Origin of the sequence: Gillisella vitis (assembly GCF_021559775.1) — a bacterium.
GTDB lineage: Bacteria > Pseudomonadota > Alphaproteobacteria > Rhizobiales > Rhizobiaceae > Allorhizobium > Allorhizobium ampelinum.
Map to the genome: position 1 here is coordinate 804854 of NZ_CP056047.1, position 21563 is coordinate 826416.

Below are 21563 nucleotides of genomic sequence, written 5' to 3' on the forward strand. Positions count from 1 at the left end.
ATGTGCTGATATAGGCAATGCTGACGAAAGAGGCAAGGACTTGGAAACATTCGTCTGCCCTTGCCGGCATTTCAGCCTATCGCTTGTGCTCCAGCATCCATTTGCGATGGATTTTTTCGGCCTCGTCATCCGGCATGGATTGATCCGGCACGGTGAAGGTCTGGCCGGGCTCGATCAGGTCGGGATTGCTGATCTGTTCGGCATTGGCGACATAGATCGTCGTGTAGCGCACGCCCTGGCCATAGACCCGGCGGGAAATCTGCCAGAGCGTATCGCCCCGGCGGATGATCACCGCATTCTTGCTTTCGGTCAGCGGCGCCTGGCTCAGCACCGGCGGCGATGTACCATCGGCTGGCGCCAAGGTCGGTGCCGGGTTTTGCGTCGCTGCGGCTTGCGCGGCGGCAATTTTGGCCGGCATGGGTTCCAGCGCCGCATCGACAAGCGACTTGAGGGTCGGCAAGGCATTAGCCATCGCCGTGACCGACGCCGTCGGCACTTGCTTGAGGACCACGAGTGCCTTGTCAGCCTGGTCTGCCATGCGCGCCATGAAGGCGCTGGCGGTCTGGTCCGTGCTGGGGGTCGGGCGGAAATCCGCAACTGCTTTCAGGGCAAATTCCAGTGCCGAGCGCGATGCCGCCAGGCTTTCCAGCGTCGGTGTCTTGCCATCGGCAAACAGGTTGCTGAGCAGCGTGAAGGACTTGGCCAGTGTATCGCGCTGCCGATCAAACAGGTTGCTATCGACGGTGGCCGGGCTGACGGTGCTGCCGGCGGCGCCGGGCTGGGCTTCCGGTGCGACAACCGCAACCTGATCGCCTTCCGGCCGGTTGAACGGCACCGACGCGCGCAGTGTGACCCTGCCATTGGCATCCTTCAGATCGACGCTGATGATATGCTGGCCGACGGAAAGCGGCATCTGGCCTTCGACCACGAAATGCCCCTTCTGGTCGACATCCGCCGAGCCGATCTGCTTGCCATCGGCATAGGCGGTCACGGTGCGGCCCTTCTGGGCGTTGCCTGCCACGAAAATCTTGTCGCCTTCAAGCTCGACCGCGGTAATCTGCAAATCGGCAGCGGACAGGGATGGGGTGGACGCAGGTCCAGACGGCGTCGTGGGCGTAGCAGCGGCGACGCGGCCCTGCTTGTCGACACCATTGATCTGTTCCGGAGCCTGTGGCTGGCTCTGATCCTTTGGCGAGACTTGATCCTGTTGCGGGCCACTGATCAGCCGGCTGGCTTCGCCGGGCTTGGTCACCATGGCCAGCACGTCACCGGATGGATCGGCCGGGACGGAAACCGTGGCTTGCTCCTCAGACCCGATGGTCTTGCCTTCCTTGGTCGTGGCTTTCAAATCCAGAGAATGATCGCCGGGCGACAGAGGCTTGTCGAGCACGATGGCGAAATCACCGTTTGGAGAGGCGGTGGCACTGGCAATATTGCTGGAGCCGTCATGGACCTCGACCTTGGCACCCGGTGCCGCGCTGCCGGCGATAACAGTCGAGCCGTCTTTTTCAACGCGCAGCACGTCAAAACGTGGCATGTCCGGATCGATAGCCACTTCCGGTTCGCCGCGCATGGCCCGACCGATATTGGCGATCATGGCGGCGGCATCCTGCGGGGAGGCGGGCAGTTTGGCGATCAACTGCAAGGCATGGGCTGCCGAGGACTTGGCCTTGGTGAGGCTGTCTACAAGGCCTGCTTCTATCCCGGCGGGAAGATCGGCATCCGATAGGGCTTTCAGGGCTGTCAATGCAGCAATACGGGCTGTGGCGTAAAGTTCGGGTGCCGGGGTTTTCTGATCGGCAAACAGATTTTCCAAGGCGGCCACCGATTGCTCTGCGGCCTTGGTCAGACGCTGCATCTTGGCGGCGGCCTGGCCATCGGGGGCAGGCGTGGGTGAGGAAGGCCCGGACGCTTCGGGCGCTGCCGCCTGTTCAGCCGGGGCAGCAGGTGTTTCTGCCGTCTTCTTTGTGCCGCCAATTTGCGGAAGCACGAAAAACACCATCAATACTGTCGCAATGGCAAGCACGCCGAGAGCCAGCCAACCGGCACGGTTTTTCATAGTCCAACGTCTCCGGGCGGATTATTCCGCCATATCCCTTGAAACTGATAGAGCGCCATGGCGTATGAATACCCCATGAAGGACGCCCAAAAGTTTTGTCCCCACTGCATGACCCAGCTCAAAACCGCATACCGCTGCGGTACTACGGACTTGGCATTTCCATCGGATTTTCCAAAAATCGCGTCCCGCATTTTGGTCCGATCTCTTACATCCATAGGGATTTAAGAGTTTATGCAGTAACGTTTCCTTAATCGCTGCACAAGCGATGAACCCGGTTTGTTCATAGGCTTCCTGGAGTTTTCGTTAATTTTATTGACGTCAGCGGGCCGCGATGGCCATTCTAAACGTATGACAGAAAACCATTCTTCGATTCGATCCATCTGCGTTTATTGTGGCTCACGGCCCGGTCGTGATCCCGATTACATGGCTGCAGGCCGCACACTTGGCCACTCAATTGCCGCTCATGGCCTGCGCCTCGTCTATGGCGGCGGCACCAAGGGCATCATGGGTGCCGTTGCCAGCGGCGTGTTGGACGCGGGTGGCCAGGTGACGGGCATCATACCGGAATTCCTGGTCGATATGGAAGCTACACGCCATTCTCTCGGCCAGCTGAACGAATTGATCATTACGCAGGACATGCATCAGCGCAAGCACAAGATGTTCGAGCGCGCCGATGCCTTCGTGACCCTGCCGGGCGGTATCGGCACGCTGGAGGAAATCGTCGAGATCATGACCTGGGGCCAGCTTGGCCGCCATGAAAAGCCGATGGTATTTGCCAATGTCAACGGTTTCTGGGACCCGATGCTGGAGCTGATCACCCATATGCGCCAGGAGGGCTTCGTCCATACCGGCCATAAGGTGCAGCCGCTGGTGATTGACGAGATCGAGGCCATCGTGCCGAAAATCGTCGATCGCTGGGAAGAACTCGGTCGCATCTCCGGGGATGCCGAGGTGTTGTCAAAGCTCTGATCGGCGCCGTTTCAGCATCGGTAAGGTATAGATGACCAGTGCTACCCAGATCAGCGGGAAGGCAATGGCCTTGGCGGTGCTGAATTCCTCGCGAAACAGGAAGACGGCGATCAGGAAAATCATCGTCGGGGCGATATATTGCATGATGCCGATGGTGGAGAGACGCAGAAGTTTGGCGCCATTGGCGTAGAGGATCAGCGGCACGGCTGTGACCAACCCGCTCGAGGCCAGTAGCACGGTATTGTTGAACATGCTGGTATCCGGCGACCCCAGAAAATGCGACTGGCCGGTCACGCCGAGATAGATCAGATAGGCCAGGGCAAAAGGTGACAGCAACAGCACTTCCAGCAGAAAGCCCTGATTGGGGCCAATCGGCAGCGTCTTGCGGAAAAACGCATAGAAGCCCCAGGAAAAAGTAAGGCTGAGGGCGATCAGCGGCAGGCGTCCGGCATCCACCGTCAGGATGACGACGGCGACCACCACCAGCGCCAACGCCGCCATTTGCGCCGGCTTCAGCTTTTCCTTCAAAAGCACAGCACCAAGCAGAATGGAAAACAGCGGATTGATGAAATAGCCAAGCGCCGTATCCAGCGCATGGCCTGCACCGATGGCCCAGACATAAATACCCCAGTTGACGCTGATCAGGCAGGCCGTGATTGCCGCCATGCCGATCATTTTCGGATTGCGTAGTGCCCGCTTCAGGTCATCGGTGCGCCGCAGCACCAGAAGAACGAGACCGGCCACCGGAATGGACCACAGCACCCGATGGGCGATCACTTCCATGGGCGGAATATGCGCCACGGCCTTCATGTAAAGAGGCAGAAATCCCCAGAGCAGATAGGCCGAAAGCGCAAAAAGAAAGCCGCGCAGGCTATCGCGGTTTTCGCCCGCTGGCGCTGCAACTTCGCTCATGATGTTTCCGATCCCATTGCTGTTTTTCCTGCCGATACGCCTTCAGGGCGCAAACGGCAAATTCATTCCATTGAAGGGTCAGTGAGTTTGGTGAATGCGACCATGGGAATGTTCGAAAACTGGAAAGCAGATCGAGACGGTTTTGGTTTATTCCGCCGCAATCCGCCCGGCCAATTGGCGGTTTTTCATCAGCTTGTAGACAATGGCGTCCATCAGCGCCTGGAACGAGGCGTCGATGATATTTTCCGAGACCCCCACCGTCCACCAGCGGGCACCGCTGGCATCGGTGGATTCGATCAGAACACGGGTAATGGCTTCGGTGCCGCCATTGAGGATACGGACCTTGAAATCGGCCAGTTCCAGATCCTTTATTTCGCTTTGGAATTTGCCGAGATCCTTGCGAAGGGCAATGTCGAGTGCGTTGACCGGGCCGTCACCTTCGGCGACCGACATCACCGTCTGCCCGTCGATCACCATTTTCACCACGGCTTCTGACACGGTTTTCAAATTGCCATTGCTGTCAAACCGGCGCTCGATCATCACACGGAAGCTTTCGACGGCGAAAAACTCCGGCACGGTGCCGAGGGTGCGATGCGCCAAGAGCTCGAAACTGCCATCGGCCCCTTCATAGGCATAGCCTGTCGCTTCACGCTGCTTGACGATCTCGATCAGCCGGTCCAGCTTCGGATCGTCCTTGGCAACCGTGATGCCGCGGCGTTTCAACTCGTTGATGAAATTGGCCTTGCCGCCCTGGTCAGAGACCATGACCTTGCGGAAATTGCCCACCAGACCCGGCTCCACGTGCTCATAGGTTTTCGGGTCCTTCAACAGCGCCGAGGCATGGATGCCAGCCTTGGTGGCAAAGGCGGAAGCACCGACATAGGGAGCCTGATGGTTGGGGGAGCGATTCAACAGCTCATCGAAGGCATGGGAGAGGCGGGTCAATTCCACCAGCTTTTCGAGATCGATGGCAGTCTCGAACCGGTCGGCATAGGTGTTCTTCAGACAGAGCGTTGGAATGATGGTGGTCAGATCGGCATTGCCGCAGCGCTCGCCAATGCCGTTCAGCGTGCCTTGAATCTGGCGCACACCGGCTTCCACGGCAGCCAGCGAATTGGCAACGGCCTGGCCGGTATCATTATGAGCATGGATGCCCAGCGACGTGCCGGGAACACCTGCCTCGATCAGGCTGGCGATGATCGTGCGGATTTCCGGCGGCTGGGTGCCGCCATTGGTGTCGCACAGCACCACCCAGCGCGCACCGGCGTCATAGGCGGTTTTGGCACAGGCCACGGCATAATCGGCATCGGCCTTGTAGCCGTCGAAGAAATGCTCGCAATCCACCAGCGCTTCCTTGCCCGCAGCCACCACGGCCTTGACACTGTCGCGGATGGAGTCGAGGTTTTCCTCATTGGTGCAGCCAAGCGCCACTGTCACATGGTAATCCCAGCTTTTCGCCACCAGACAGATGGCGTCGCTTTTCGATTGCAAAAGCTGGCTCAGGCCCGGATCGTTGGAGGCGGAAATTCCGGCGCGTTTGGTCATGCCAAACGCCGTGAAGCGGGCGCGGCTGGTGCGTTTCTTTGAGAAAAATGCCGTGTCGGTCGGATTGGCACCGGGATAGCCACCCTCGACATAATCAAGCCCGAAATTATCCAGCATGGCGGCAATGGCAATCTTGTCTTCCACGGAAAAATCGATGCCGGGCGTCTGCTGCCCATCGCGCAGCGTGGTATCGAACAGGGTGATTTTTTCGCGGGTCATGAGTGCCTCCCAAAGGCAAATTTTTATGTGTTCTGGATTTTTCCGGCAAAACAGTCGGTGGCGCGGATCAATTGGTCGAGAATACCCGGTTCGCTCATGGAGTGGCCCGCGGCCTCGACAATGTGCAGATCGGCATCCGGCCAGAGTTTTGACAATTCCCATGCATAGCGCAGCGGGCAGGGCATGTCATAGCGCCCATGCACGATCACGCCCGGAATGCCTTTGAGCTTATGGGCATCGCGCAGCAATTGCCCGTCTTCCATCCAGATCCGGTTCATGAAAAAATGGTTTTCCAGCCGGGCAAAGGCGATGGCGTAATGGTCCTCGCCGAAATTTTCGATCTGCTGGATATTAGGGATCAGCGAAATCGTCGCGCCTTCCCACTGGCTCCAGGCGCGGGCGCAGGCGAGCTGCACTTCCTTGTCCTCTCCGGTCAAACGGCGATGATAGGCGGAAATCATGTCATGGCGCTCTTCAACCGGAATGGGCGCGATGAAATGCTCCCAACGATCAGGATACATCTCGGAGACGCCGAACTGATAATACCAGTCCAGCTCCGCCTTGGTCAGCGTGTAGATGCCGCGCAGCACCAGTTCGCTGACCCGCTCGGGATAGGTCTGCGCATAGGCCAGCGCCAGCGTCGAGCCCCAGGAGCCACCAAACACCAGCCATTTTTCGACGCCGATCATGTCACGCAAGCGCTCGATATCGGCGACCAGATGCCAGGTGGTGTTGGCGTCCAGATGGGCATGCGGCGTGGATTTTCCACAACCGCGTTGATCGAACAGGATCACATCATAAAGAGCGGGATCGAACACCCGCCTCTGGCTGGGATTGATGCCGCCGCCCGGTCCGCCGTGCAGAAACACCGCAGGCTTGGCACCCCTGGTGCCGACCCGCTCCCAATGGATGACGTGGCCATCGCCAACATCGAGATCGCCGGTCTCGAAGGGTTCGATCTCAGGGTAGAGGGTGCGCAACTCAGTCATGGGGAGATCCCATATGGGTTGGCCACTCGCTCGTGTCATGGTCCGGGTGTTGGTGGGTGGCGCCTGCCACTTTCGCCAGCCAGTCGGCATTGGCTTCGCTGGCCTCGACCGGCAAGGTGTCGAGGGCTGCAAACCACGGCATTTTGCTGTCCAGATTGGCCTGTTCAACGGGCTTGACGCTGGCCGGGTCATCCAGCGAACCGAGCGTTATGTTGATGAAATCCGCCTCGGGAATGTCGAAAAACAGCGGCGTACCGCAGGCGGCGCAAAAGCCGCGCCGCACCAGATCAGAGGACTGAAACCACTGCGGCGCGCCGCGTGTCAGCTGAAACAGGTCACGGCTGACCGAGCCAAGCGGCAGGAAATAATTGCCCGACGCTTTCTGGCACATGCGACAATGACAGATATGCGGATTGCCAATCGGCGATTTTGCCGTGTAGCGCACTGCGCCACATTGGCAGCCGCCATGCAAGGTTTGACCTTTCATGCCTCATCCTCCACCGGCCAGACTTGGGTGTCGAAATCCGGGTGCTGCCAGGATTCGATGGAGTCGAAGAAGGCTTCGTATTCCGGGCTGGTATAGATCGGCGTTTCAAACAGCGTGTCGATCCACGGCAGGCGCTTGTGGTGATTGACCTGAATGGCGGGCTCAAAGGCGGCGGGATTGTCAAAGGCACCGATAGCAATCTCAACTCCGGTTGGATGCTGATAGGTTAGCGGTGTGCCGCATTTTTCGCAAAAGCCACGCTTGACCTTGCTCGAAGAGCGAAACAATTTCGGCTGGCCACGTGTCCATGTCAGATGCGCCTGATCAGCGGAGACAAAAGCGCCAAAAAACCCACCGAATTGCTTTTGGCACATGCGGCAATGACAGATGGAAGGCCGTCCCAGCTTGGCCGCTTGAAACCGCACCGCGCCACATTGGCAGCCGCCGGAAAAAATCTCGCTCATGGCTTTGCTCCGTTTGTGGTGGGCCAGCTTTCGGTGTCGTGGTCGGGGTGCTGGTAGGAGATCAACTGCGCCAGAAAGGCAGTGCTTTGCAAATCCTCTTCGGTATTGCGGTTTGGTAATTCATGCAGTTTATCGACAAAGCCGACCTTGCCCTCAATACCGTATTGAATAGTCGGGGGCAGGATAGATGGATCATCAAACGCCCCAGCCGACACCGCAACCCCGTCGGGTGCATCATAGGTCAGCGGCGTGCCGCAGGCATCACAAAAGCCGCGCTTGACCATATTGGATGATTGAAAATGCTTGATCACACCGCGCGTCCAGTTCAATTGCGCGCCACGGGTAGACACCAACGGCGCATAATAGGCCCCAAACGCCTTCTGGCACATGCGGCAATGGCAGATGGAGCTATCTTTCAGCACGCCCTCAACGCGAAACCGGATGGCTCCGCATTGGCAGCCGCCGGTGTAAACTGTTTCTGCCATGGCCTATTGTCCCTCTGTTGCGGTTTCGAGCCAGTTTTCCAGTTTCAGCCCGGATACACGGGCAAATTCGCGGGTATTGTTGGTGACCAGAACCATATCCAGCGACAGCGCGTGGGCGGCGATGAACAGGTCGGTTGCGCCGATAGGTGTTCCCTGTTTTTCCAAGGTGGTGCGAATCTCAGCATAATGACGGCCCGCCAAATCATCATAGGCAATGACAGCGATCCTTTCCAAGACCCCTTCAACCAGACGAGTAAGCCGCTCGGAGCCTTTGCGCTGTATGCCAAACAGGATTTCCGACAGAACAATTGAACTCAGGCAAATATCGTCACGGTTGAGGCCATGCATAACGTCTGCCGCCCTGCCCATAGGATTTCGCACCACATCAGAGATAATATTGGTGTCGAGCATGTAGCGCGCGGTTATCATAGATCGACTGGTCTCGGCGGTGGTTCAATCAGATCAAAATCGGGAAAATCCTCCTCGATAGGCGGCTGACTACGCAGCCACTCGATCAGATTTTGCTTCTTGTCGTTGAGAGGCTCAATAATGATCCGGTCGCCTTCCTTGCGCATGATCACTTCATCGCCCGGAAACTCGAACTCCACGGGGATGCGAACGGCGCGATTGCGACCGTTTTTGAACACCCTCACATGTCTTTCCTGCTCCACACTCATATTTGCCTCCATCACTGGCATAGGCCTTAGCATATGCCAGTGATCTTCACCATGCAAATCAGCGCTTGACCTCCCAGGTGGTCACGCGCTCGCCGGTGTCTTTATCCTTGCCATCCTTGAGCTGGATGCCTTTGGCCAGAAGATCATCGCGGATCTTGTCGGCCTCGGCAAAGTTCTTGGTCTTCAGCATTTCAAGGCGCATCTCGACAAGGGCGTCGATAGCGGCGGATAATGTATCATCAGCTTGATGATCGTATTTTCTCCATTCATTTGATGGCCACCAAAGCCCCAAAAATTTCAGCGTTGCTGCAAGGGTTTCAGGAGAATCTTCGTTCTTCACAAGTGCATGCAGCCTTGTCACGACAGCTGGCGTATCCAGGTCGTCGGACAATAGATCCAGAGCTTCTGAATCAACACTTGCTTCAATGTTGGGATTGTATGCACCAGCAATCAAATTCCATCTTTTAAGGATACGGACTGCCTCTTCCAGTCGTGAGATGCTGAAATCAATCGGCTGCCGGTAATGCGTCATCAGCATCGCCAGGCGCAGCACTTCGCCCGGCCATTTGCGGTTGCCAAATTTTTTAGTATCCAGCAACTCATTGATGGTCACAAAGTTGCCTTCCGACTTCGACATCTTCTTGCCTTCTACCTGCACGAAGCCATTGTGCATCCACACATTGGCCATCACGCTGGTGTCGTTGGCGCAGCAGGATTGGGCAATTTCGTTTTCGTGGTGCGGGAAGATCAGGTCCAGTCCGCCACCGTGAATGTCGAAAACCTCGCCCAGATAGCGCTTTGACATGGCCGAGCATTCGATATGCCAGCCCGGACGGCCTCGGCCCCAGTGGCTTTCCCAGCCGGGTTCGTTATGGCTTGAGAGCTTCCATAGCACAAAGTCGCCGGGGTGCTTTTTATGGGCCTCGACAGCGATGCGTGCGCCTGCCTGTTGCTCATCCAGATTGCGCTTGGAGAGCTGGCCGTAAGCAGCCATGGATGTTGTATCAAACAGCACTTCACCTTCCGCCACATAGGCATGGCCCTTGGCAATCAGCGTCTTGATGATGTCAATCATCTGCTGGATATTGTCGGTGGCGCGCGGCTCGATGGTCGGCGGCAAGTTACCCAGTGCGGCCACATCGGCGTGGAACTGATCCGCCGTCTTTTGCGTCACCTTGGCAATCGCCTCATTCAGCGGCAGATCGGGAAAGTCCCGGAGCGCCCGCGCATTGATCTTGTCATCGACATCGGTGATGTTGCGGGCATAGGTGACGTGGTTTTCGCCATAGATGTGACGCAGCAGCCGGTAGAGCACATCAAACACAATCACGGGCCGGGCGTTGCCGATATGGGCAAAATCATAAACCGTTGGGCCGCAGACATACATGCGCACGTTTTTGGGGTCGATTGGGGTGAAATCAACCTTGCTGCGCGTCAGTGTGTTGTAAAGCTTGAGGCCCTCGGCCATGTCAGTCTCCCAGACGTGTATAAACCCGGCTGGACCGAAGCGTTTGTCATCTAGGACTTTTACAAGAGACGAAAACGGCCGGGCCAGCGAATGCGCTAGCGAATAATGATCCAGCAGATAATGCAGGTGCTCGTTTTCATGGCTGGCTTTATGACCCGGCCCCGGTTTTTGGTCAACGGATTTTTGCGCCTTCTGGTCGGTCTCTGCCGGTTTTTACGCAGTGGTGAAAATTTTTTGCTTTATCCCATCGACAAGCGCACGCTGCGGCCTTGATTTCGGGCCATTCACCCGTTTGAAGATGGGCGCGAACTGTTGTTTTACATGCCGCCGCTGAAGGATAAGCCTATGCCCGGACCTGTTTTTGCCCGCCTGTTTCAACGGTCTGCTTTAGGTCGGATGCTTGGCGCGGTCGCCATTTGCACCCTGTCGCCGGTTACTGTCTGGGCGGCGGAGCCGGCAGTTGCCACCCAATGGGGGTCGGTGACCGCGCCGGAGGTTCCCTCAAATCTCTGCACGACATTGACGGCTGGCCTGACGGCCAAGGACGGCTCCCTCGACCATGCCGATGCCGATGGCAAGGCCCCCCATCCAGACCAGATGCGCTTGCAGGCTGCCATTGACGGCTGCGCGGGCGGTGCCGTCAAGCTCGTGCCCGGCGGTGAGGGACAGGATGCGTTTTTGAGTGGACCGCTGAGCTTGAAGAGCGGCGTCGTACTGTGGATCGACAAGGGTGTGACGCTGTTTGCCTCCCGCGATCCCAAGGATTACGACAGCGGTGCTGGCGATTGCGGCACGGCCAATACCTCATCCGCCAAGACCTGCAAGCCGCTGATTATCGCCAAGGACACCAAAGGGGCTGGCATCGTCGGTGAGGGGCGGATTGATGGACGCGGCGGTTCGCTGCTGCTATCGGGCGACAATGCTGGCAAGCGGTCCTGGTGGGATGTGGCCTGGCAATCCAAGCAGGGGTTGATCCAGCATGTGTTCCGGCTGGTGGAAATCGATGGTGGCGAGAATTTTACCCTGCACCGGATTACGCTGTTGAACAGCCCGAATTTTCATGTGGTGAGCAATGGTGTGACGGGCCTGACCGCCTGGGGGATCAAGATCCTCAGCCCCAGTGCCGTCTATACTCGCCCGGATTACGCTTGCCCGCCGGAGACCACGCCTGACAAATTGACGCCCGCCACCTGTTTCACGCCCGATACGGTCAAGAATACCGATGGTTTTGATCCAGGCCAGTCCTCGAAAGTCGTGCTTGCCTATAGCGCCATTAGCACCGGCGACGATCATGTGGCGATCAAGGCGGGCGGCGACAAACCATCGACGCGGATGACCTTTGCCCATAACCGGTTCTATTACGGCCACGGGATGTCGATCGGCTCCGAGACCAATTCCGGCGTGGACGGTATCCATGTCTATGATCTGGTGATGGATGGCCATGATAGTCCCAACGGAAATGGCCTGCGGATAAAGTCGGACATATCGCGCGGCGGCAAGGTCACCAATGTGCTGTATGAAGATGTCTGCATGCGCAATGTCGCCTTTCCCTTGGTGTTCGATACTCGCTACTCGGACAAAACCGGCGACCGTATCCCGGATTTTTCCGGCATCACGGTGCGCAACCTGCGTTACACAGGCAGTACGACCGGCAGCGGTGGCCATGTGGTTTTGCGTGGCATCAGGGATGATGCGCATTATCAGCCGCTTGGCCTTTTCCTGGATACCATTCAGTTCGACGGGTCCCAACCGCTCCTGGTCGGCTCTGCCGATCCGGCGGCAAAAGATCCGCCGCTCAATGCGCATGTCACGCTGGGGCCTGGTCCGGTCAGCTTTGCCAACCTTCTGAAGGCAGATCCAGCGCGCCGGGTGAAAACTGTCAATCTCGTGGATGCCAGTGAAGAAGATCCGGTTCCGCCGCTCGATTGCTCGTCGGCCTTCGTACCGTTCTCGAGCTTTTTAGAGGGCGCGCCGTTTTGAGCGGATGGTGTCGTAAAGAGACGTAAATGGCAAACGCTTGCCTGCAATGGTGGCAGTTGGTCACAGGGACTGTCCGAATAACGTCATAATCTTCCGGTTAAGACCGTGGGCACCTAGCATTTTACTTGCTCTGATGGATCGAGATTGTTAACTGCGCGAGGGGCTTAATTCAAAGGGATAAGAATGCAGTTTGAAGAAACGAAGCTGTCGGGTGTTTTCCTGATCACTCCAAAGCGGTTTGGGGACGCGCGGGGCTATTTCATGGAAACCTTCCGTGCCAGCCTGTTTGAAAGCGAAGTGGGATCTTTCACCTTCGTTCAGGACAACAAGTCGTTTTCGGCCGAGGTCGGCACGGTGCGCGGCCTGCATTTCCAGTTGAACCCGAGGGCGCAGGGCAAGCTCGTGTCCTGTGCGGCTGGCGCTTTGCTGGATGTCGCTGTCGATATTCGCCAGGGCTCGCCGACCTACGGCCAGATGGTCAAAGCCGAACTGACTGCCGAAAACGGCTGCCAGCTTTGGGTGCCGCCGGGTTTTGCCCATGGCTTCTGCACATTGCAGCCCAATACCGTGATCAGCTACAAGGTGACGGATTATTACAGCCCGGATCATGACCGGGGCCTGTTGTGGAACGATCCGGCTCTGGCGATCGACTGGCCGGTGACGGAGGACAATGCCATTCTGTCTGACAAGGACAAGAAGCAGCCGAAACTGAGCGAGCTTGAGACGAATTTCGTCTATCGGCCTTAAGCATCTCTGCTTATTACCTGTCAGCTCTATGAACGCTAGGGGATATCGAAAATCATGCGCGTACTTGTAACCGGCGGTGCCGGCTTTATCGGATCGGCCGTTGTTCGCCATCTGGTGCTTGAAAAAGGCTATGACGTCCTGAATGTCGATAAGCTGACCTATGCGGGTACCTTGACCTCGCTGAAATCGGTTGAGGCAAATCCGCTTTACCGGTTCCTTCAGGCCGATATCTGCGATGGCCAGGCGATTGCCTCGGCTTTTGCAAGCTTCAAGCCGGACCGCGTCATGCATCTGGCCGCCGAAAGCCATGTGGATCGCTCGATTACCGGTGCCAAGGATTTCGTCGAGACCAATGTGCTCGGCACGTTCACCATGCTGGAATGCGCCCGGGCCTATTGGCAGGGGCTGGAAGGTGCGAGCAAGGACGGTTTCCGCTTCCTGCATGTCTCGACCGACGAAGTCTATGGTTCGCTGGGCGATGAAGGTCTGTTTACCGAAACCACCCCCTATGATCCAAGCTCTCCTTATTCAGCCTCGAAAGCGGCGTCCGACCATCTCGCCAAGGCTTGGGCGCGCACCTACGGCCTGCCGGTGGTGGTGTCGAATTGCTCCAACAATTACGGCCCCTTCCATTTCCCGGAAAAGCTTATTCCGCTGATGATCATCAACGCGATGGAAGGCAAGCCTCTGCCTGTTTACGGTAATGGCGCCAATATCCGCGATTGGCTTTACGTCGAAGACCATGCAAGGGCGCTTGATATCATCGCCGAGCGTGGGCAGATCGGCGAAACCTATAATGTCGGCGGACGCAATGAGCGACGCAATATCGACGTCGTCACCCGCGTCTGCGCGCTGATGGATGAATTGCATCCGTCGGGTACACCGCATGAGAAGCTGATCCAATATGTGACCGACCGCCCCGGCCACGATGCGCGTTATGCCATTGATGCGACACGTCTGGAAACCGAACTCGGCTGGAAGGCTCAGGAAAATTTCGAGACCGGCATCGAGAAAACCGTGAAATGGTATCTCGAAAACCGCTGGTGGTGGGAGCCGTTGCGCCAGGGCTATGACGGTAGCCGTCTTGGCCTGCTGAAAGCCGCGAGCAAATGAGCGGCGTGAAGCGCTATCTGGTGACGGGCCTGGCCGGACAGGTCGTGCAGTCGGTGCTTGAGAAAGCCAGTGATCGCAAGGATATCGACTTGGTCGCCCTGGGTCGGCCACAGCTTGATCTGGCCGATGCCGCGACGATTGAAGCGGCTGTGCTGGCCGCGAAACCCGACCTGATTATTTCGGCTGCCGCTTATACCGCGGTCGACCAGGCCGAAACCGACGAGGCCGCGGCCTTTGCGGTCAATGGCGAAGGGCCGGGGGAATTGGCGCGGGTTGCCAAGGCGCTGGATATCCCGATCATCCATATCTCGACCGATTATGTCTTCGATGGCAGCAAGGCTTCGCCCTATAACGAGGCCGATCCGGTTGCGCCGCTTGGCGTCTATGGCCGCAGCAAGCTGGAAGGCGAGCGCCGGGTGGCGGCTGAAACCGATAACCACGCGATCCTGCGCACCGCCTGGGTCTATAGCCCGTTCGGCAAGAACTTTCTGCTGACCATGTTGCGGCTGGCCGAAACCCGCGATGAACTGGGCGTGGTCGCCGACCAGATTGGCAATCCGACCTCGGCGCTCGATATTGCCGATGCGGTGTTGAAGGTGGCTGATAACCTGCTGTCGTCCAAGGCCGCCGATCTGCGCGGCACGTTCCATATGACGGGAACGGGAGAGGCGAGCTGGGCGGAGTTTGCAACGGAGATCTTCAGGCTGTCGGCTGAGCAAAACGGCCCTTCGGCCAAAGTCAATCCAATCCCGGCCAGCGCCTACCCGACGCCCGCCAAACGGCCTGCGAATTCCCGGCTGGATTGCGCCAAACTGGCCAGAGTTCATGCTATCGATATCCCCGATTGGCGCGTATCGACGCAACTGGTCATCGACCGGTTACGCCGACCAGCCGCAGTTTAGAGTTTGTCTAGGGAAAACTGGTCGCCAGCTTTCCTCAAAAGACAACGAACACAAATGACGTGTCAGGAGTTTTATAAATGAAGGGTATCATTCTAGCCGGTGGCAGCGGCACCCGCCTGCATCCCATGACGCTAGTCACCTCCAAGCAGCTCATGCCTGTCTATGACAAGCCGATGATCTATTATCCGCTCTCGACGCTGATGCTGGCCGGGATTCGCGATATCCTGATCATTTCGACACCGAAGGATCTGCCGAACTTTCAAAGCCTGCTGGGTGATGGGTCGAAATGGGGGATTTCGCTGACCTATGCCGAGCAGCCAACGCCGGATGGCCTGGCGCAGGCCTATATTATCGGCGCGGATTTCGTCGGCTCTAATCCGTCCTGCTTGATCCTCGGGGACAATATTTTCTATGGCCATGGTGTCAACGACCTGTTCAGAAGTGCAGTTGCCGGCAATGACGGGGCAACCGTATTTGCCTATCACGTCAATGATCCCGAGCGGTACGGCGTCGTCGAATTCGACAAGGATTTGAAGGCCATCTCCATCGAGGAAAAGCCGCAGGCGCCGCGCTCGAGCTGGGCCGTGACCGGGCTTTATTTCTACGACAAGGATGTCGTTGATATCGCTGCAAACCTGAAGCCATCGGCGCGTGGCGAGCTGGAAATCACCGACGTCAACCGGGTCTATCTAGAACGCGGTCGGCTGAACGTGGTGAAGATGGGCCGCGGCTATGCGTGGCTGGATACCGGCACGCCCGACAGTCTGCTCGACGCCTCGGAATTCGTCGCCACGCTGGAACGCCGTCAGGGCTTCAAGATTTCCTGCCCGGAAGAGATCGCCTATCGGCTCGGTTTCATCGACGCCCAGCAGTTGGAGACGCTCGGCCTGCAATATGGCAAGAGCGCTTATGGGCAATATCTGCTGAAAAAAGTGCTCTAACGCTTTTAAACCGGACGCGTATCTGCAATACAGCGCCACGCACCTGAGAGGGTGTGGCGCTGTAACAGTTTATATATGCTGCATAATTTTTTCCTCAAATCGACTTTGATTTAAGGTTTATGCGGTAAAACGCGGGCAGAGGTCTCGTTGCGGTCGGTGTTGGCGTTTCAAAAGTGAGGCCCGGTGAAATATTGTATCGGCTGTGGAGCGCATCCAATGGTCTTATCGGTGGTGTGATGCGTTGAAGATCAGTGTGCGTGATGGACAGGATTCGACCGAGCTGGCGCAGGTATGCGCCGCACAGGGTCCGGCTGCCCGCCGTCTGGCCGATAAGCCGGTGATGATTTCAGTCCATGATCCCGATGGCTGCCTTGGGCCTTCGTCGCGTCTCTTGCTTCATCGTCCCGGTCGGGTTCCAGCCATTCTCAAGCGTTCGCTGATCGTGAAAAACTCTGGCCGCTTCCTGGGATGGATGCCCGACGATCTGGACTCGATTGCTGTCGTCGCGACACCGGCAAAGGACCGGGTCAACGCAGTTCGGCAACCGACCGTCACGATCCGCACGCTGTCCATCGCCGAAGCTGTCCTGCGGGTGCTGATCCGCTGGCCCCATACCGCACGCACCTTGCTCCGCTTGCTGGCGGCGCGAAACGTCAAGGGTGCGACGTTCCGGTTCCTCCGGCATTTCGAGGCCTTATCGTCTCCCCGCTATCAGGATTGGCTTCGGCTGCGCGATGAGGTGGACAGGCCGCCAGCCATTTCTAGCAGCTCTGCGCCTCTCGTTTTGGTCAGTGTTATGGGAGCGGGTGAGGGGCGATCCGTCACGCGCAAAAGCCTTGATCGGCAGACTTATCGCCAAGTTGAATTTGTGGATCTGGAGGGCCTGGCCGGTGGCCTGGCAAGCCGCGCGACAGAGAAGGATCTGTTCTGGCTGCTGGTGCCGGCTGGCGTCACCTTGTCGCCATTGGCGCTGCAATGGATGGCGGATTGCCTGATCCGTCACCCACAGGCGGCGGGGGTCTATTGCGACGAGGACCAGACTACCCGCAAGGGTGAGCCAGCTGTGCCGTTGTTCAAACCGGCCTGGAATCTGCCCTTGGTGCAAACCGGCTGGCTGCCGATGGACTGCGTTCTCTTGCGTCCTGCCTGCCTACCGCAACCTGTCGATTTCACCAGTTTCGATGCGAACCAACTCGTCATCCAGGCAGCAGCAGCGGGGGACATTCTTCATCTGCCCCGCGTTCTGGCTCACCGATCCTCTCCGCGACCGGCTCTCACGCTATCGCGGCCCTTGCTGCGACCGGGCAGCTCTCGCCCGCCTGTCACCGTGATCATTCCAACCCGGGACCGGGCGGATCTTCTTTCAGCCTGTCTTGATGGCCTGCTGGGTCGAACCGATCATGGCGAATTGGACATTATCGTCATCGACAATGACAGCAAGGAGGATGCGACGCGCATACTTCTCGACAGGATCGAGGCGGAAGGCCATGTGCGGCGCTTGCCGATGCCCGGCACCTTCAATTTTTCCAGAGCCTGCAATCTCGGCGTCGATCAGGCCCGGCATGATCGGATTCTGCTGCTCAACAACGATGTCGAGCCGCTGGAGCGCGACTGGCTGGGTGAGATGAATGCCGAGTTGGATGATCCTCAAGTCGGGGCTGTCGGCGCCTTGTTGCTCTATCCCGATGGTTTTGTCCAGCATGCCGGTGTCACGCTGGGGGCGGGGTCCATCGCCCGCCACAGTTTCCATTTTCATGATCCTGACGGTGGCGAGGATTATGGCCTGCTTGCGCAGCGCCGCCATGTTTCCGCCGTCACGGCGGCCTGCCTCTTGACCCGCAAAAGCCATTGGTTACAGGTGGGTGGCATGGACGAAGCGAATTTACCGGTCGCCTTCAACGATGTCGATTACTGCCTGAAGCTGCGCCGCGCTGGTCTCGATATCGTCTGGACGCCTCATGCACGCCTTGTTCATCGTGAATCCGTATCGCGTGGGCGGGACGATACCGTCGAAAAGCGGCTGCGCTTTGCCGGGGAGGAGAAGGTAATGTTCGAACGCTGGTCCGAGGTGATCGACAACGATCCCTGCTACAATCCGAATTGTTCGCTGAGCGCTGGTGATTTCGTGCTGGAAGCGGCCCCGCGTGACCTGTCGGCAAGGAGTGGCCGCATCCGATGAAAAAACGCTGGTACTGGCCGGTTCTGGAGCAGGTTTTGCCGCGACCCCGGCTGCGGGACCAAGCGGATGGAAAGCCGCGCCGCCCAGTCAAGTCGGTTCTGGTCTTCGGTCGCGTTCCAAACCCCACGTTCGACTATTATCTGCCCGTCCGGTTGAGTGCAGAGGGCATGCCTCCCTATCAGGTTCACGATATCAGAAAGCTTGACGGGGGCGCACTCGACCCCGACGGCGCATTTGTGGTGATCTGTCGCTATGCGTCACGGCCCTTGCTGCGCTGGATCGAAACCCATGCTGACAAGCTCGCCGGTGTCGGTCTGCTGCTGGATGACGACATCAATGCCGTCATATCCAGCCGTGACGCCGATATCGCCTATAGCCTGTTCCTGTGGTTTAGGGCGCTTTATCCGCTGCGACGCCTGAACCGCCATCTCGACATTCTCTGGCTGTCCACACCGCAATTGTTCCAGGCGATTGGCGAACCGAAGGCCCGTATCCTGCCGCCTGCTCCTCCCATCAGCCTTTGGGAGCGCCGGTTACTTGCCGATGGGAGGGCGGATAGCGCCGCCAACCAGGACAAGGTGGTGGTTGCCTATCACGCCACGGGGGTGCATGTGGCGGAACATCACTTCCTGAAGCCGGTCATCCGGACCGTGCTGGAACAGCGCCCCCAGGCGGTGTTCGAAGTGTTCGCGGGCAAGAAGGCGCGCACGATCTGGAAAGACATGAACCGCGTAACGGTGAAGGCGCCAGTGTCCTGGCCACAATATCTGGTTTACGCGGGAAGGGCGCAGGTCGATATCATGCTGGTGCCCTTGGCGCCGTCCGAGGCGAATGACAGCCGGGCCTGCACCAAATTCATCGATGTCGCCCGGCTCGGTGCGGCAGGGCTGTTCTCAGAAGGCCTGGCCTATGGCGCCGAGGCTGATGATGCACAACCTCGATTGCCCTATGATCAGGCTGCCTGGATCGCAGAAATCATCCGCTTGATCGATAATCCCGCGGAAAGAGCCGAAGGAGCCGAGCGGATTCGCAGCAAAGTGGCCCTGATGGGGACGACTTTCGAGCCGCTATTGCCGTAAAAATCTATTTCAATATTTTTGAAGATCGCAGCCGTCCAGGCTGTCCGCAATCGCGGTCAGCCGTAGGGCGGATAATCGACGATCTTCTGTTCCCGGACGATAAACAGCTTGCCTGTTTCCGTCTGTTGCGGCCCGACCAGTGGCAACAGGGCTTTGGCGACTTCTGAGGGATGCGGCAATGTATCAGGGTCTTCGCCCGGCATGGCCTGGGCGCGCATCGCCGTGCGGGTGGCACCGGGGTCAATCGAGAGGACGCGGAGCGGTAGGCGCTGGTTTTCGGCAGCCCAGGTGCGGGCTAAGGCTTCAACCGCAGCCTTGGATGCGGAATAGGGGCCCCAGAAAGGCTTGCATTTATGCGGTGCGGCGGAGGACAGGATCAGGGCGCGGCCCTGGTCGGATTTGGTGATCAGCGGATCGATCGAGCGGATCAGCCGCCAGGTGGCGGTGACATTGATGGTCATGACCTTTTCGAACACCTTGGCCTCGACATGGGCAACGGGCGAAATCGTCCCGAGCACGCCAGCATTGGCAACCAGAATATCCAGCTTGCCCCAGCGCTCGAAAATCGATCCACCTAACGCGTCGATGGCGCCCATATCGGCAAGATCGAACGGCACCAGAGTCGCGCTACCACCTGCTGAGGTAATGGCGTCATCAAGGTCTTCCAGACCCCCGACCGTACGGGCGCAGGCAATCACATGCGCGCCTGCCTTTGCCAGTTCCAGCGCGGTGAAATAGCCGATGCCGCGTGACGCGCCGGTGACAAGCGCGATCCGTCCCTTGAGATCAACCGTCATGTCCGCTTCCCCCTCATCATCTCATGCAACGCCAAGAACCGGCCTCAGCCGTTGATAGACATAACCGACACCTTGCGGCCGCCCATTTTCTCGCCTTCCTTGTCCAGGAGACGGGTCGGGTAGTCGCCGGTGAAATAGTGATCGGTAAATTGCGGATTGGCGGCATTGCGGGCCTCGCCGCCTACGGCCATGTACAGCCCATCGATGGACAGGAAGGCAAGCGAATCGGCGCCGATAAATTTCGCCATGGCTTCGGCGCCCGCATATTGATTGGCGAGCAGCTTTTCGGCATCCGGCGTGTCGATGCCGTAGAAATCCGGATGGTAGATCATCGGGCTGGCAACACGGATATGAACTTCCTTGGCGCCGGCATCGCGGATCATCTGGACGATCTTCAGCGATGTCGTGCCGCGCACGATGGAATCGTCCACCAGAACAACCCGTTTGCCCTCTATCATCGCCCGGTTGGCCGAATGTTTCAGCTTGACGCCGAAGGCGCGGATCTGTTGCGTCGGCTCGATAAAGGTGCGCCCGACATAGTGATTGCGGATGATGCCGTATTCGAACGGAATGCCGCTGGCCTGGGCATAGCCCAGTGCAGCCGGCGTGCCACCATCGGGAACAGGCACCACGACATCACCATCGCAAGGGGCTTCCTTCGCCAGGTTCATGCCCATGGCCTTGCGGGTCTGATAGACGTTGCGACCGCTGACGACCGAATCGGGGCGGGCGAAATAGACATATTCGAACAGGCAGGGACGCTCGGCCTGCGGGCGTGCCGGGCGGCGGCTGTCGATAGTGATCGAGCCGTCGGGCTGGATCTCGCAGATGATCACTTCGCCATTTTCAACATCACGGACGAATTTCGCGCCGATAATGTCGAGTGCGCAGGTTTCCGAACAGAAAATCGGCTTGCCGTCGAGATCGCCCATCACCAGAGGCCGGATGCCGATCGGGTCGCGGGCGGCGATCAGCTTGGTGCGGGTCATGGCCAGCATCGAATAGCCGCCTTCCATCTGCCTGATGGCATCGATGAAGCGGTCGGCTGTGGAGCTGTGACGGGAGCGTGCGATTAGGTGCAGCACGACTTCCGTATCCGAGGTCGATTGACAGATGGCCCCGGTGGCAATGATCTGGCGGCGCAGCGTCAGGCCATTGGTGAAATTGCCGTTATGGGCAATGGCGATGCCGCCTTCCTCCAATTCGGCAAACAGTGGCTGCACATTGCGCAACGCCACTTCGCCAGTGGTGGAATAACGGGTATGGCCGATGGCGGCGGAACCCGGCAATTTTGCCAGCGTCACTGGATTGGTATAATGGTCACCAACCAGGCCCATATGCTTTTCGGTGTGAAACTGCTTGCCGTCAAAAGACACCAGTCCGGCTGCTTCCTGGCCGCGATGCTGAAGCGCATGCAGGCCGAGAGCGGTCAGGGTTGCGGCATCCTGATGGCCCAGAATGCCGAACACGCCGCATTCTTCATGAAGCGTGTCGCCATCGAGGTCTTCAAGGAAAGTCGAGGAAATAGACTGTTTCATTGCAGCAAGCCTT

Annotated in this window: 20 protein-coding genes; 8 read left to right on the top strand and 12 right to left on the bottom strand. The window is 58.2% G+C overall.

All coding sequences use genetic code 11. From position 1 onward, the window contains the following. Window positions 1-76: 76 nt before the first annotated feature. Window positions 77-2059, bottom strand: a complete 1983-nt coding sequence (locus tag AVCG78_RS03670) for an Ig-like domain-containing protein (RefSeq protein ID WP_071204717.1) — start codon at window positions 2057-2059, stop codon at window positions 77-79. Window positions 2060-2407: 348 nt separating this feature from the next. Between AVCG78_RS03670 and AVCG78_RS03675 the strand changes: the two genes are divergently transcribed. Next, window positions 2408-3028 (top strand): LOG family protein, encoded by a 621-nt coding sequence (locus tag AVCG78_RS03675; RefSeq protein WP_071204715.1) that lies wholly within the window; start codon window positions 2408-2410, stop codon window positions 3026-3028. Here the strand turns inward: AVCG78_RS03675 and rarD are convergent. The 9 genes from rarD to cysS form a co-directional block, all read right to left on the bottom strand. Continuing rightward, the gene (gene rarD, locus AVCG78_RS03680; RefSeq protein ID WP_071204714.1) at window positions 3017-3940 is read right to left on the bottom strand and encodes an EamA family transporter RarD; all 924 of its coding nucleotides are present in this window, start codon (window positions 3938-3940) and stop codon (window positions 3017-3019) included. The genes AVCG78_RS03675 and rarD overlap by 12 nt on opposite strands. Before the next feature lie 147 nt (window positions 3941-4087). After that, a complete protein-coding gene (cimA, locus tag AVCG78_RS03685; protein WP_071204713.1) occupies window positions 4088-5704 on the bottom strand; it encodes a citramalate synthase in 1617 nt (538 codons plus the stop codon). A gap of 23 nt (window positions 5705-5727) precedes the next feature. After that, a complete protein-coding gene (gene pip, locus AVCG78_RS03690) occupies window positions 5728-6693 on the bottom strand; it encodes a prolyl aminopeptidase (protein WP_071204712.1) in 966 nt (321 codons plus the stop codon). Next, window positions 6686-7180: a GFA family protein gene (locus AVCG78_RS03695; protein ID WP_071204711.1), complete on the bottom strand. Its 495-nt coding sequence runs from the start codon at window positions 7178-7180 to the stop codon at window positions 6686-6688. The genes pip and AVCG78_RS03695 overlap by 8 nt, the downstream gene beginning before the upstream one ends. Further along, window positions 7177-7644: a GFA family protein gene (locus AVCG78_RS03700; RefSeq protein WP_015915482.1), complete on the bottom strand. Its 468-nt coding sequence runs from the start codon at window positions 7642-7644 to the stop codon at window positions 7177-7179. The genes AVCG78_RS03695 and AVCG78_RS03700 overlap by 4 nt, the downstream gene beginning before the upstream one ends. Next, complete coding sequence (locus tag AVCG78_RS03705) at window positions 7641-8129, bottom strand: GFA family protein (RefSeq protein ID WP_071585316.1); 489 nt, start codon at window positions 8127-8129, stop codon at window positions 7641-7643. Before AVCG78_RS03705 ends, AVCG78_RS03700 begins: the two co-directional genes overlap by 4 nt. Before the next feature lie 3 nt (window positions 8130-8132). Beyond that, window positions 8133-8558 carry a type II toxin-antitoxin system VapC family toxin gene (locus AVCG78_RS03710; protein WP_071204709.1) on the bottom strand — a complete coding sequence of 142 codons (426 nt, stop codon included), beginning with the start codon at window positions 8556-8558 and terminating at the stop codon, window positions 8133-8135. Then, the gene (locus AVCG78_RS03715) at window positions 8555-8806 is read right to left on the bottom strand and encodes an antitoxin (protein ID WP_071204779.1); all 252 of its coding nucleotides are present in this window, start codon (window positions 8804-8806) and stop codon (window positions 8555-8557) included. The genes AVCG78_RS03710 and AVCG78_RS03715 overlap by 4 nt, the downstream gene beginning before the upstream one ends. Window positions 8807-8864: 58 nt before the next feature. Next, entirely contained in the window at window positions 8865-10274 is a 1410-nt protein-coding gene (gene cysS / locus AVCG78_RS03720) for a cysteine--tRNA ligase (protein ID WP_071204708.1), read from the bottom strand. Window positions 10275-10619: 345 nt separating this feature from the next. Here cysS and AVCG78_RS03725 point away from each other — a divergent pair, with 345 nt between their 5' ends. From AVCG78_RS03725 to AVCG78_RS03755, 7 genes are all read left to right on the top strand, one after another. After that, entirely contained in the window at window positions 10620-12254 is a 1635-nt protein-coding gene (locus tag AVCG78_RS03725; RefSeq protein ID WP_081355526.1) for a glycoside hydrolase family 28 protein, read from the top strand. A gap of 183 nt (window positions 12255-12437) precedes the next feature. After that, window positions 12438-13001, top strand: a complete 564-nt coding sequence (gene rfbC, locus AVCG78_RS03730) for a dTDP-4-dehydrorhamnose 3,5-epimerase (protein ID WP_070167405.1) — start codon at window positions 12438-12440, stop codon at window positions 12999-13001. 54 nt (window positions 13002-13055) lie between these two features. Beyond that, entirely contained in the window at window positions 13056-14114 is a 1059-nt protein-coding gene (rfbB, locus tag AVCG78_RS03735) for a dTDP-glucose 4,6-dehydratase (protein WP_015915490.1), read from the top strand. After that, complete coding sequence (gene rfbD / locus AVCG78_RS03740) at window positions 14111-15016, top strand: dTDP-4-dehydrorhamnose reductase (RefSeq protein ID WP_071204707.1); 906 nt, start codon at window positions 14111-14113, stop codon at window positions 15014-15016. The genes rfbB and rfbD overlap by 4 nt, the downstream gene beginning before the upstream one ends. A 77-nt stretch (window positions 15017-15093) precedes the next feature. After that, complete coding sequence (gene rfbA / locus AVCG78_RS03745; protein ID WP_071204706.1) at window positions 15094-15957, top strand: glucose-1-phosphate thymidylyltransferase RfbA; 864 nt, start codon at window positions 15094-15096, stop codon at window positions 15955-15957. 253 nt (window positions 15958-16210) lie between these two features. Further along, window positions 16211-18136 (top strand): glycosyltransferase family 2 protein, encoded by a 1926-nt coding sequence (locus AVCG78_RS03750; RefSeq protein ID WP_071204705.1) that lies wholly within the window; start codon window positions 16211-16213, stop codon window positions 18134-18136. Continuing rightward, entirely contained in the window at window positions 18133-19215 is a 1083-nt protein-coding gene (locus tag AVCG78_RS03755; protein ID WP_071204704.1) for a glycosyltransferase family protein, read from the top strand. The genes AVCG78_RS03750 and AVCG78_RS03755 overlap by 4 nt, the downstream gene beginning before the upstream one ends. A 56-nt stretch (window positions 19216-19271) precedes the next feature. Here the strand turns inward: AVCG78_RS03755 and AVCG78_RS03760 are convergent, their stop codons facing one another. Together AVCG78_RS03760 and purF are read right to left on the bottom strand one after the other, a co-directional pair. Then, entirely contained in the window at window positions 19272-20012 is a 741-nt protein-coding gene (locus AVCG78_RS03760) for an SDR family NAD(P)-dependent oxidoreductase (protein WP_070167399.1), read from the bottom strand. A gap of 44 nt (window positions 20013-20056) precedes the next feature. Further along, complete coding sequence (purF, locus tag AVCG78_RS03765) at window positions 20057-21550, bottom strand: amidophosphoribosyltransferase (RefSeq protein WP_041696393.1); 1494 nt, start codon at window positions 21548-21550, stop codon at window positions 20057-20059. Window positions 21551-21563 lie beyond the last annotated feature (13 nt).